Genomic DNA, 13,030 nt, shown 5'->3' on the forward strand with positions numbered 1-13,030 from the left:
GTGCCAATTGTTTCACCATCCATGGAATTCACCTCACATGAATGAAGATAATCAACCAGCTTAACATTACTGTACATGAACAAGTACAGTAGCCACAGAATTCACCAATTTGTTAATATGTCCTTCTGTAAAATAATCAGTTACTGTCCGCGTTTTTCAGCATACTCTCCATTTCTTCTGCCGTCTGTTTCATGCCTCTCTTAATCCATGTCTCCAGAAAGCCATACGTACTGTAAGCAAAGAATGCCTTAGCATAAGCGACGCCTTCGTCATCTTCTTCACTGGGACCAAAGTTTTTAAAGAATTCATCCTGCAGCAGATAAAGCAGGCCGGCATCTTTAAGAAGCAGGAAGAAGTCCTTATGCTGCTCAGTAATGGCAAAAAGCTGACCATAGATGGTCGATGGATCATTGCTCCCTGTTGATTCTACAAAAGAGCTCCATTCCTGCAGATACATTCGGATTCGATGACGCAGGATGTCTTCCTTCGATTTGAAGTTGCGGTAAAAGGAGTTTCTTGAAACCTGTGCCTTTTCTGTAATTTCCCCGATATTGATGTTGTCTAATTTCTTTGCTTTCAATAAGTCAAGGAGAGTATCGGTGATGGCATTGCAAACGTATGTATTTCTTTCCTGATTTCCCATGGTGGAACAAAGCCTCCTTGTTTGTACCATTTTAATTGGATCTGTTGAAATGTGGTGCTTCTTCTGGTACATTTGTACTGTCAAAGTGATGATACATTTGTTCCATCAAAAATGCAAGGAGATTTATATGACTAAGACAAGATGGATTATATTAGCAGTCGTGATCACAGCCGGGTTTGTTCTTGGACGCTTGGCCGTTCGGGCAGTGCTGGATATGTTGCTGGGCGGGACCTTATTCGGAGGAAATATATTATGAGAAGAGGCACATTTATTGCTCTCAGCATTGTTCTGTTCCTGGGATCCTTTGCGGCTGGTATTGCTTCAAAGAACATACAATCTGAAGAGATGAAAAAATATTCCGTCAGCTGGAGCGATGAACTTGGTACGCTTCAGAAAGATCTATCTTACGGAGATGGAACATCTCAGAAATTCGATCTGTATCTGCCGAAGGATGATTCTAAAGAATCCTATGGCTTAGCCGTTTATCTCCATGCGGGAGGATTCACATCCGGGGATAAAAGCGGGGATGAAAAGATGCTTTCCTGGGTCTGTTCGAAAGGTTATGTGGCAGCCGGGATCAACTATACTTTGCGTACAGATGCAAACACAGCCAGTGTTCTGACTCAGTCAAATGAGATCAAAGAAGCCATTCCAAAGGTAATCAAAGCTGCAAAGGAAGCTGGCTATCCGATTGATAAAATGACGATTGCCGGAGGTTCGGCAGGTCACACACTGGCAATGATTTATGCCTATCGGGATGGCAAGGATGCGCCCGTCCCGGTTGTGCTGACATTTGGAGGCGTAGGCCCATCGAGTTTTTATGCGGAGGACTGGGGCATCTTTGGCGCCGGAACCGAAACAGAAGAGCAAAGAACGATGGCCGCCAGTCTGTTCAGTGTGATGAGCGGGGAACAGATTACTCCGGAAGAAATTGAAGATGGTTCTTATCTGGAAAAGGTTAAGCCGATTGCTGCAGCAGAATGGGTAGCCAACAATCCAGTGCCGACGGTTGTGGCTTATGGTGCCTGTGACAAGGTTCAGCCATTTGCAGCATCGAAACGTCTGAAAGCAGCACTCGAAGAAAATAACGTTGATTATCAATATTTTGAACTGCCGCACTCCGGGCACGGCCTGCAGAATGATAACGCCATATCACTGAAATGGATCCAGACAGTCGATGCCTATCTGGATAAGTATATGCCGGTAAAATGATGGAAAAACAAGAAAATGCATGGAAGTCAATTGACGCGAGAAAGCTGGAAGAAGAATGAAGAAAGTATTGAGAAGAATAATGAAAGTGATTCTTATCGTTCTGGCTGTCGTGGCAGTGATCATGATTGTGCTTGGCATGATAGCAAAGCAGAAAAGTGAGAAGTATTATAAATACTCGAATCCTGTCGGAGAGATAGAAAAGCAATATACCCCGATGGGATCCTATAAAGTGGCAAAGCTTGAGATTACCTCAGGGGATCAGCAGATTGGCAGATTTGTCATCTATTATCCTGAAGCCGTTGAAGATAGTAAAGAGAAATATCCCGTGGTTCTTTGGGCTAACGGAACCGGATCCAAATCCAAAACATACACACCTTTTCTGAAACATCTGTCTTCCTGGGGATTCATTGTTGTTTCAAATGATGATGAAAATACAAGAACCGGGGCATCTTTGAATGCGGGGATCGATATGCTGATGGCGGAGAATGAAAAGTCTGACAGCAAGCTGTATCAGAGAATTGATCTGGACAGGATCGGTATTGGCGGCCATTCACAGGGCGGCCCGGCTGTATTCAATATGGCTTTTGTTCAGCCGCATGCAGACATGATTAAGACAGTATATGCGGTAAGTGCTACTTCGTCTTACCATACCAGAACCTTTGAAAATGGATGGGAATATGACATTTCAAAGGTACATGTTCCGACGCTGCTGACTGCCGGTACAGGATCCTTTGATGCAGGAACGGCGGAGTCTCCTGATCAGAAATCAGATGAAAAAGCAGGGATCATGCAGGGCATCTGTCCGCTTTGGAGTTTACAGGAAAACTTCAATTTGCTTCCGGATGACATTGATAAAGCCTATTTCCGCAAAAAGGGTGTCGATCATGGTGATTCCTATCTGCAATTTGATGCATATATGACGGCATGGTTCAGGTGACAGCTGCAGGGAGATGAAGAGGCGGCAAAAGCTTTCACCGGAGAATCGCCTGAGATCATGACGAATGATCTGTATCAGGATCAGATGATACATATTGCAGAATAAGGGTTAAGAATGAAGACCGGAAACCGCTGTACAACATGTTTCAAATATCTGTTTTCGCCTGATTCCTTTGGATATGTTTCCTCATTTAATGCCTGAGTTAAGACATGTTTCCTCAAACAGGGACAAATATTAGATATGTTCCCGCAAACAGAGGCTGATTTTAGATATGTTTCCACAAACAGTCGGACGGCGTGATTATGTTTTCCACTGTCTCGGGGCATGTCGAAAACATTTCGGTTTTTGAACTGGTAAAAAGCTTTTAGTTATATGACTTTATGAAGCTCAATCATCCTGAAAAATCAGGAAATTATCTTTAGAGTCTGTCAGTGTATGATAAGAAATTTGATTTAAGTATATTGAGGTCGCAAATTGCGACCTCATACCATTTTGGCATCTGAAGACATTTACGGTGCCGATTGATTTTGATAAAGTTTTTTGTACAAACAAATCGTAATTTATCTGCACTCCAGGTTCATAGAGATAGGCGCAGAATGAGTAATATGAAGAGTATAGAGGATAAGCTGAGCGTATTAAAAAAGATAGCGATCAAATTGAATAACCGGAAACTTACATGGGCGTTAGGCGGCTCAACGATGCTGTATTTCCGTGGAATCGTAAATGAATTCCACGATCTGGACATCATGGTGCTGGAGGAGCAGGCTCCTGTTGTGAAAGATATACTATTCAAGATGGGGAAACTTCAGAAATCTGAAAAAGGGATCTATGAAACAACCTGTTATTATGAATTCGTTGTAGATGGCGTTGATATTGACGTGATGGGAGGATTTAAAATCCGAAATAGTAATGAAGTCTATGATTGCAGCCTGAAAATTGAAAATATTGATCAGAAGGTAATGCTTGAAAATGCCTGCATATCACTTGAAAGCTTAAGCAATTGGCGCAGATATTATCAGCTGATGGGACGAACCGGAAAAGTTGAAATGATCGACTCCTGGGAGCAGACAAAATAACTTTCGTATGCAGAATAACAGTGCTGCATGTTCTTTAAATTTTAGTTTAACGAAACAGATTGTTTTATGAATGGAATCGGGATAGCAGCAATACTGAATATTGAATCAATAGTAATGAACCAAGAGAGGAGCTCAACCTATGGAAAATCAGAAGCAAGAAAAAAGCCTGATTGAAGATCTGAAAACTATCATCGATCAAGGCCGTGGAAATGCATATTCTGCCGCAAATAAAGCGATGATAGTGACTTATTGGGCTCTAGGTAAACGAATTGCAGAAGAAATAAAAGGAAATGATAATGCCGACCTCTATGGGAAGAGTCTAATTCCGGAACTTGCTAAAGAACTAACCCGTGAATTCGGCAGGGCGTTTTCCGCGCGAAATCTATACTATTACGTCAAGTTTTATCAGTACTTTCCTGATTTTGAGATTTTGAACGCGCGCGTTCAAAATCTTAGTTGGACACATCTTCGTTCTTTGCTGCGCGTAGATGATGAAAGTGCTCGCTTATGGTATTTGAATGAAGCAGCAAAGGAAAACTGGAGCTCGCGAACTCTTGATAGAAATATTGCAACACAGTATTATTACAGGCTCCTGGAATCTCCAGATAAAGAAAAAGTTGTTACTGAGATGAAGTTGAAGACAGCTCAGCCAGAGAACAGGCCAGCCGAATTGCTAAAGAGCCCGATTATGGCGGAATTCCTTGGCTTTCGTCCGGAAGATTCCTACCTAGAATCAGATCTGGAATCGGCGATTCTCTCGCATATCAGAGACTTTCTGATGGAAATGGGTCGAGGCTTTGCATTTGTTGCCCGTCAGCAGCAAATTGTAACTGAAACAGAGGACTACTATATTGACCTGGTCTTCTACAATATTGAGCTCAGGTGTTATGTTCTTGTTGATCTCAAGATGGGAAAGATCACCCATCAGGATGTTGGACAGATCGATATGTACGTCAGGATGTATGATGACATGAAAAGAAAAAATGGAGACAATCCTACCATTGGTATTCTCGTGTGCTCAGAAACTGATGAGGATATTGCACGTTATTCTGTTCTCCATGACAACAACAGACTGTTTATGTCAAAATACCTGACTTATCTTCCGACAAAGGAGCAGCTTCGCCGGGAGATCGAGAAGCAAAAGAGAGTATATTATCTTCAGCATGAGCAGGATGACAGTAAGGAAGATTAATAAGAAAAGGGATTTAGTCTGCAATACAACGGTAGAGTATTGACAGAATTGGCGAAGCTATGACAGAGTACTGAATGGACCTTAAATACCTGAAGGTGATCAATTTGCGAACCTGATGACTTTTCATTGTTGAGGCACAGCGGCTTAAAATGACCAGTGAAATGGGCAAAGCGTAGTCGGATTCCATTTGTGTGTTTGATGGACCTGCCATTGGGCTGCATTCATTGGATGCACAGACCCTCCTGGCTGTTTTCCAGACGCTGATCGATAATGGAGCGACGGAGATTGTGATTGAACATGATCTGGATGTGATCCTGAATTTTGATTACATTATTGTTATGAGTTCAGTTGGCGGTGATACGGGCGGCTGGATTGCAGCCTGCGGAACGCCGCAGAAAATCAGAAATTGTGCTAAGAGCACGTACGGAAAGTTCATTAGAGAATCATGCAGGCTGATAGCAAGGAGGATAAGGATGTCGTTACTGGATCTTGCCAGCGGAGATTCCGTATGGCGCGGACTGGATTATTACAAGGATAAGAGGGTTAAGGATTGGCAGCAGACTGGCAAGGATACTTACTCCGGATCTGTGCAGGGAACAAAGCTCTATCATATCCATCTTGACCTTTCCCATCCTCGCCGCTCTACCTGTGACTGCCCGTTTGCTGCCGGACGGAGGGTTATTTGCAAGCATATGGTGGCGCTGTACTTCACTGTCATACCCGGAGCCGAGGAAAGCTTCATGAAGCAGGTCGCAGCCTGGGAGAAAGAGGAAAAAGTACGTGAAATACAGCATCAGAAAGATCTGGAGAAGTATGTAAAGAGCCTTTCAAAGGCGGAACTTCAAAAACGGTATCTGCAACTGTTGATTGATCAGGAAAATCGAAAGTACTGACAAGACACGGAGGGAGAATAATCATGCTGAAGGTATACTGTTACAGCAGATGCACAACCTGCAAGAAAGCATTGAAATGGCTGGATGAGCACGGTATCGAACACGCTGTGATTGACATTAAATCAAATCATCCGGATGAGGATGCGCTCCGTGAATATTACGACAAGAGCGGCCTGCCTCTGAAACGATTCTGGAACACCAGCGGCATTCCGTACCGGGAGATGGGTTTATCAAAGAAACTTCCGGACATGAGCAAAGATGAGCAGATCAAGCTCTTATCAACAGATGGTATGCTTGTGAGGCGTCCCCTGCTGGTTGGTGATGATTTTGTGCTGACTGGGTTCAAGAAAACAGAATGGGAGGAGAAATTGCTGTAAAGGAATGGTGAGAGTCCTATGGATGATCAGAAAACAATAGATATTCCCGCAAACATTCCACAGCCATATAAGGAATGTACGCGGTCATAGCCCATGATCATTCCTTTCTGCAATGAAAAGACGGATGATGATTACAAGGCCTTGTGCATTCATGCATTACAGAAGTTTTGCAGAAAGTGGGCGGAACTCATGGCCAAGGGCAGCAATAATATGTTGAGCGCGGGAATTGTGTACGCAATAGCCAAGAACTGCAGCCTCGACAGCAGCACAGATATTCTGATGGACAGACCAAAGTATCCTCTTATTGCTGATGAAGTCAATTCATAGCCAATGTGTCAAAGAGCGGTATGTCAGAAAAAGCAAAGGCTATTCGGGAAGAACTGAATAATATAAAGGATTGGGAAGAATGTTTCGTTTTTAGTGGGTGACGTTATGAAAGTAAAGTTATCAGACATCGTTGATGCTATCGAAATGATGGATCGGTATTCTGAATATTTCCTTGACCTGGAAACCGGGAAGATTGAATGGGTCAGCGATATGACCATGACAAGTGCAGAAAAAGAAGAGGTCTATGACCGGCTGGATGAGCACGGCTTCTGCCGGCTGCCATCTTCCTTTGATATCAATGAATACGATATCATGGAATCCTTCATAGATACGCTTTCCGGTGCTGTCCGTGACAAGCTCTCCTCTGCTATTTGCGGCCGCGGTGCTTTCGGTCGTTTCAAAGACGATATCCGCAGAATGGGTATTGAGCAGGAATGGTATGACTATCAGGAAGCAGTATACAAACGTAAAGCTGCTTGCTGGTGCGAAGAGAACGAGATCGAATACGAGGAGTAAAGGTATGTTAAGAGATGGAGTGCTTACAAAGCGGATATACCGGGACTATGAGAGGTTTCTTACTGATGCTGGGATCAGCTATCAGAATGATCAGAATGGCTTTCATGTGTATGTCAATCTTAAGAACATAAAGCATAGCTTCACCCATGTATGCCAGGTGTTCAATGGCAAGGTGCTGATTACTGATTATTGTGGAAATTGTTATACCGGAATCCGCAAGGCAAATCGGGTGGCAAAAGCAGTCCGCGAGAAATTCCCTGATCACCATATCCAGGTGGAACACTATGGCGCATCATTCGAACTGGACGTCTATTATGAAATTCCGTTCACAACGATTGAAGCATTGCATGAAGCTGTACTGACTGTTGCGGAAGTAGCAGACGAAGGAGCAAGGATTGGATATGAAATGCTTGGAAAAGAATTTGAACGATGATAGCCAAGAAAAAAGAGACTGCCATGCGTACATACCCCGTAGATTTCATCAGTGTTACGGCATCATCGTCACGAATCATAAACACTGTCGGTTTGTGATAGCAAGGATGGATACGGAAGCATATCCGCTTGTATTTCTCCGCGAGTGGACAAAGGATCAGGATGAGGAGTATGTAGATTATTACACGTTGTATGGCGCTGCACTGACGGCAACTGAGGCAGATGAGATACTGGAGCTGCTGAAGAATGCCGAGAAGCGTAAGGCGAATACGGCTCTTAAGCGGTATTTCAAACCAGAAGGCGTCCTCTGCGATTCCGTTGGAGAAGTACAGCTTGATGATGCTATCCCGGATGCCTGGTACGATGCATGGAAGGAAATGAACGGGCTGATAACTTTCCGGCGGGACTATCCTGGATACTATGAGGCTGATGTAAAGAATCAGGTGCTATGGTGATTGATGATGATGTAATCACGAAGGTTCAAAAAGGCAGATTTAGGCGTAAAGATGTAAAATCGTCAGCGATATTGATGAGAAAGGCGTATGGATTGATGTCCATATTCCTGCCGATCCTGATATTGCAGAGTACACCATATGCTATGCCGTGGATGACCTGAAATTGCAGTAAAGCTTGCACATTCATAATGATACGTCTTGGCAAAATTGGGTCATACAAGTGACGCACTATAGATTTTAAGGTAAATAATGAATGCAGTGGTTTGAAGATGCTTCCGAGATGTTTGAGGCTGGAAAGATCTAATCTTACAAAGAACTGATGGATATTCTTCGCAAGGATTACCCTATGAACTGATGTCAGTGACTTTGTTCTCTGTTTTTCATTGGACGTAAGCGCACGATAGTCCATATCTGTTGAAGAGAGAGACTCTGCAAAGGAAAGTGATGTCTTTAAGGAGCGGGTTACCCATGTTATGCAGTTACGATACTGGGCTGGCATTGTAAAGGAATGCAACAAAAGCGAAATGAAGAAGAAAGGCTGGCTTTCCCAGTATTATATCAGTGTAAAAGCTTTCTGCAAATTGCTGCAGAAGTTCTCAGCTGTGTTCGTTATCATTTTTCGGGGGATATCAATTTGGTTATGAAAGACAACAAGTTAACAGTATTGCTCATTGCTATCACCTCTTTGGAATTATGTATTCTGGGTGTATTCCTGCAGTCATTTGTGCTGATCATGGCAGGCATTATCATCAACATCTTTCTGATCATCAGATCGGTTTCTGAGCCAGAAAAATAGAATACGTTTCCATAACATGAAGATGCAGATCTGCAGTATTATGCTCTTGGACATCGTTCTGGAAAATGAAGGTGGAGACAGAGGATTGTATGAAGAAATATCTGAATCTGGATCGGATCAGTGAGAATCAGAATCTGTATCATTACACGCAGTGCATGAGTGCGGCAAGTATCCTAAAGACTGGTGTTTTCTATGCTACCAAGAGCAGTTTTCTCAATGATACAAATGAGATGGATTATGTCAGTCATGTTGCCCATCATGTTGTGGATCGGATTCAGGAAGAATCATGGCGGAATATGCTCAGCAGGGAGATCATTGATACCATGGAGGAAGTCAAACGCCATGATACCTTTGTTCTCTCTTTTTCATTGGACCGTGACAACATCACCCTGTGGTCAGAATTCGGTGATCAGACCGGATATAATCTTGGCTTTCATGGCACTGATCTGATCTCCAGCATCGATAATGCCCAGAAGATTTATTATCATGGCCGTGTTATCTATGCATTGTCTGAACAGGAAAAATGTATCCGGGAACTGCTGCGGGATGAGCTGCCTTCCAAAGTCGGCATGTCATTTGAAAAGATCATGCAGGCGGGCATTACAGATCCTGATGGCAGAGAATTCTCAGTGTATCGAAAGAAGCTGCAGAAAGCTTTGAATATCTACGCATTATTTTTCAAGCAGCCTGAATTTGGCGCTGAAAATGAATATCGACTGATCTTCCGCAATCCTGATAAAAGCACGATCCATTATCGGGAAAAGGGCGGCTTTCTGTTACCGTATATTGAGATCCGCATGGACCAGAAGAAAAGGATGCCGCTGGCTCAGATCATGATTGCTCCTAAGAATCATGTAGATCTTGCCAGAAAGGGAATGGTGCAGTATCTGGAACAGCTTGGCTATGATGTGCCGGTGGATCTTTCCAGCATCAAGCTGCGCTATTAGGAGCTGCTTTACAAGATCTTATTGTCTGCTTAACAGGCCAGGGAGGGAAAGAAAACCTGCGTAAATTTACAATAAATGCAGGAGGACAGAGCACCTTGAAAAAATCTTTTATCCTGGATACAAATGTGATTTTATCCGCTGGAACAGGCGGCGGCAGTAAGATTCTGAATGGATTTCTGGGCGGGAAGGATGCCAACGACATCATTATCCCCGGTACAGTTCTGCAGGAACTGGACAAACACAAGACAGCCCCCGGTGAAACGGGATACAACGCAAGAGATTTTATCAGGGTGGTAGATCATCTTCGTGATGAGGCAGAAAGAAAAGGCAACTCCGATCTGGTCAAGGGTGTCAAACTGGCCAGAGGACATATTCTGATTGAACCAGATGGCGTCAAACAGGAAAACCTGCCCATTGGCTTCAGCCTGAATGTGCCAGACAACCGGATCATCAGTACCTGCATTGATCTGGCTCACCGGCATCCAAGAAAACATTATGTCTTTGTAACAAATGATGTTTCCTGCCGGCTGAATGCGGATATCTGTTTCCGCTATGCCAATGTACATATCGGCATTGAAGCATATAAGAATGACCATCTCAGCAAGAGTACGGTGGATGAATACCGTGGCTATAAGATCATCGAGGATGCAGATCCCGAACTGATCTCAGAACTCTATGAGGCAGAAAGTACAGAGCAGCCCTGGATTCCATTTGAAAACAAAGAGAATCTCTATGATGAAGAATTTCTTGTACTCAAAAGCGGATCCCAGTCAGCGCTTGCCATCTATGAAGAAGGAAAATTGAAGCTGATCCGGGAGAGTGATCTGAATCACGTATCCGGCATCAAGAAACTGCTGAATATCCAGCAGAAGATGGCGATGTATGCACTGCTTGCCCCGGCTGATGAGATCCCGCTTGTTTGTCTGACTGGTGCCGCAGGCAGCGGCAAGACCTTCCTTCCGGTCGCAGCAGGTCTGGACCAGACATACACAAAAAAGAAGAACAGACGTTATGAACGCATGATCATCTCCCGTTCCAATGCCTTGAACAGACAGGAGGATCTTGGTTTTCTGCCAGGCAGCGTCGAAGATAAAATGGAACCCTTGATTCTGCCAGTCAAAGATTCCATTGAAAGCCTGCTCAGGAATAAAAAGGATGGCGAATCAGCCGATAAAGATGAAATCGAGCAGCAGGTCAATGATATCTTCAATACAGCAGTTGATGTACTGCCGATGCTCTATATCCGAGGACGCAACCTGACCAGCCGGTTCTTCCTGATTGATGAAGCACAGAATCTCAATGAACAGCAGGCATTTGATGTTTTGTCCAGATGCGGCAAAGGCACAAAGATTGTCATGGTTGGCGATATCGGCCAGATCGATAATCCATTGCTTGATAAGTACAATTCAGGTCTGTCCATTGTCTGGAACAAGATGCGCGGCAAGGGAGTTGCCATGGTTGCCTTTGACCAGCAGGATGTTGTCAGATCAGACCTTGTCAGATATGCGATTGAAAGAATGAAGAAATAATGTGAGAAGATCAGGCAGCCACGATCAGATGACTGCTTTTTCTTTGCATGTGCAATATGATATTACTCTTCAAACGGATATTGTCCTTTTTCCCATCATGGTAGAATAACAAAACGATGTGGATGCGTTCCAGGGGGAGGATCAGATATGCGGCTGAATTTTACGGATATGCTGTATGCACTTTCTTCAGCACTTGATGCCGTGGAGAAAGAATACCAGAATGTGCTGGATGGACATGGCAAACGGGTTGCCTGGATGAGTGAAAAGATGGGGCAGGCAGCCGGGATGAATGCACAGCAGCTGATCGATCTGACCGGGCTTGCCCTCCTCCATGACAATGCCATCGTGAAATATCTGGATTCTTCTGTGAACAGCTACGTTGATAAGGGAGCAGAAAACGAAAAATCACTGTATCAAAAGACAGATTCTTTCCGCGGACACTGCCAGACCGGAGAAGAATGGGTGGAAATGCTGCCATTTAACACAAAGCCGGAACATGTCATTCTTTACCATCATGAAAGAGCAGACGGCCATGGTGCCTTCGGCATCCCAGCAGATCAGATTCCACTGATGGCACAGTTGATACATCTGGCCGATTCCATTGATGTCACATTCCATCTTGATGATATCAAAGCAGTTAATCATGAAAAGATCAGCAATTATGTGCACGCTGAAGAAAGAAAGGCATTTACCAAAAAAGCTGTGAATCTCTATGATCAAAGCTTCTCAATGTCCTGTATTCATCATGTGGAACAATATGGTGTTGATGCAGAACTGAAGGCTGACATTCCGGATAATTTCCGTCAGTTTGACTGGCCGGAAATCCGTCGGATCACTGGCTTTTTTGCCGGCATCGTGGATGACAAGTCCAGTTTTACAAAGAGCCATTCTCTTGGTGTAGCCAGAAGGGCAGAAATCATGGCACGGCATTATGGCTGGGATGAAGACAAAGTCCAGAGATACTATGTTGCCGGTGCATTTCACGATATTGGCAAACTGATCATTTCCAATGACATCCTGGAAAAACCAGGCAGACTGACAAGTGATGAATTTGAGATCATGCAGAACCATGCCTCTCAAACCTATCGTATCCTGCATCAGATTCATGGCTTTGAGGATATTACCGAATGGGCATCCAACCACCATGAAAAACTGGATGGCAGCGGATATCCAAGAGGACTGTCTGCTGATCAGTTAAGCTTCGAAGACAGACTGATGGCATGCATTGATATTTATCAGGCTCTGACAGAAGAGCGTCCATATAAGAAGGGACTGTCTCATGAGAAGACAATGGCAATCATGTATGACATGGTGAGCCAGGGAAAGATTGATGCCGGCATTACCAATGACATTGACCAGATCTTCCGTTCAGAACAGAAGAAAGAATCTATTAACGAACGGAAAGACAGCAGCCAGTCAGCATCCACAAAACGCTGGAAATGTCCGATCTGCGGCTATGTATATGAAGGTGAAAATCCACCGGAAAGATGTCCTGTTTGTGATATGCCGGGAACCGGGTATCAACTGATAGAAGAATGAAAGAATGTTTGGGAAGCCAAAAGATATGAAGAAGGGCATATTAACAAATCAGTGAATTTTAGCTCCTTGCATAGATGATAGTGTAATGATGGTTTTTCACCAGTTGATTCACTTCCAGCCATGATAACGTATTCTTTCTTTGATTCATGACATACTTGT

General features: G+C 43.8%; 15 protein-coding genes. 14 read left to right on the forward strand and 1 reads right to left on the reverse strand.

Annotated features, from left to right (window positions below):
* Positions 1–136: 136 nt before the first annotated feature.
* Positions 137–643 (reverse strand): TetR/AcrR family transcriptional regulator, encoded by a 507-nt coding sequence (locus SOI44_RS09850; RefSeq protein ID WP_331349041.1) that lies wholly within the window; start codon positions 641–643, stop codon positions 137–139.
* Positions 644–895: 252 nt separating this feature from the next.
* Between SOI44_RS09850 and SOI44_RS09855 the strand changes: the two genes are divergently transcribed.
* The 14 genes from SOI44_RS09855 to SOI44_RS09915 all read left to right on the forward strand — a co-directional run bounded on the left by SOI44_RS09855 (position 896) and on the right by SOI44_RS09915 (position 12,871).
* Positions 896–1,855: an alpha/beta hydrolase gene (locus tag SOI44_RS09855; protein WP_331349042.1), complete on the forward strand. Its 960-nt coding sequence runs from the start codon at positions 896–898 to the stop codon at positions 1,853–1,855.
* 79 nt (positions 1,856–1,934) lie between these two features.
* Complete coding sequence (locus SOI44_RS09860) at positions 1,935–2,792, forward strand: poly(ethylene terephthalate) hydrolase family protein (protein WP_331349043.1); 858 nt, start codon at positions 1,935–1,937, stop codon at positions 2,790–2,792.
* A gap of 596 nt (positions 2,793–3,388) precedes the next feature.
* Positions 3,389–3,868, forward strand: coding sequence for a hypothetical protein (locus tag SOI44_RS09865; RefSeq protein WP_331349044.1), 480 nt, complete (start codon positions 3,389–3,391; stop codon positions 3,866–3,868).
* Between the two features lie 139 nt (positions 3,869–4,007).
* Entirely contained in the window at positions 4,008–5,060 is a 1,053-nt protein-coding gene (locus tag SOI44_RS09870; protein ID WP_331349045.1) for a PDDEXK nuclease domain-containing protein, read from the forward strand.
* Positions 5,061–5,533: 473 nt separating this feature from the next.
* Entirely contained in the window at positions 5,534–5,953 is a 420-nt protein-coding gene (locus SOI44_RS09875; RefSeq protein WP_331349046.1) for an SWIM zinc finger family protein, read from the forward strand.
* Positions 5,954–5,976: 23 nt separating this feature from the next.
* On the forward strand, positions 5,977–6,330 hold the full coding sequence (locus SOI44_RS09880) for an arsenate reductase family protein (RefSeq protein ID WP_331349047.1): 354 nt from the start codon (positions 5,977–5,979) through the stop codon (positions 6,328–6,330).
* 93 nt (positions 6,331–6,423) lie between these two features.
* Positions 6,424–6,657, forward strand: coding sequence for a DUF6398 domain-containing protein (locus SOI44_RS10430; RefSeq protein ID WP_442914589.1), 234 nt, complete (start codon positions 6,424–6,426; stop codon positions 6,655–6,657).
* 105 nt (positions 6,658–6,762) lie between these two features.
* Entirely contained in the window at positions 6,763–7,173 is a 411-nt protein-coding gene (locus SOI44_RS09885; RefSeq protein WP_331349048.1) for a UPF0158 family protein, read from the forward strand.
* 4 nt (positions 7,174–7,177) lie between these two features.
* On the forward strand, positions 7,178–7,606 hold the full coding sequence (locus SOI44_RS09890; RefSeq protein WP_331349049.1) for a hypothetical protein: 429 nt from the start codon (positions 7,178–7,180) through the stop codon (positions 7,604–7,606).
* 106 nt (positions 7,607–7,712) lie between these two features.
* On the forward strand, positions 7,713–8,060 hold the full coding sequence (locus tag SOI44_RS09895) for a hypothetical protein (RefSeq protein WP_331349050.1): 348 nt from the start codon (positions 7,713–7,715) through the stop codon (positions 8,058–8,060).
* Positions 8,061–8,700: 640 nt separating this feature from the next.
* On the forward strand, positions 8,701–8,856 hold the full coding sequence (locus tag SOI44_RS09900) for a hypothetical protein (RefSeq protein ID WP_331349051.1): 156 nt from the start codon (positions 8,701–8,703) through the stop codon (positions 8,854–8,856).
* An 89-nt stretch (positions 8,857–8,945) separates the two neighbouring features.
* Positions 8,946–9,803, forward strand: coding sequence for a DUF2971 domain-containing protein (locus SOI44_RS09905; RefSeq protein WP_331349052.1), 858 nt, complete (start codon positions 8,946–8,948; stop codon positions 9,801–9,803).
* Positions 9,804–9,898: 95 nt separating this feature from the next.
* Positions 9,899–11,332: a PhoH family protein gene (locus SOI44_RS09910; protein ID WP_331349053.1), complete on the forward strand. Its 1,434-nt coding sequence runs from the start codon at positions 9,899–9,901 to the stop codon at positions 11,330–11,332.
* Positions 11,333–11,479: 147 nt separating this feature from the next.
* Positions 11,480–12,871 carry an HD domain-containing phosphohydrolase gene (locus SOI44_RS09915; protein ID WP_331349054.1) on the forward strand — a complete coding sequence of 464 codons (1,392 nt, stop codon included), beginning with the start codon at positions 11,480–11,482 and terminating at the stop codon, positions 12,869–12,871.
* Positions 12,872–13,030 lie beyond the last annotated feature (159 nt).

Source organism: Lactimicrobium sp. (genome assembly GCF_036453465.1).
Classification (GTDB): Bacteria; Bacillota_I; Bacilli_A; order Erysipelotrichales; family Erysipelotrichaceae; genus Bulleidia.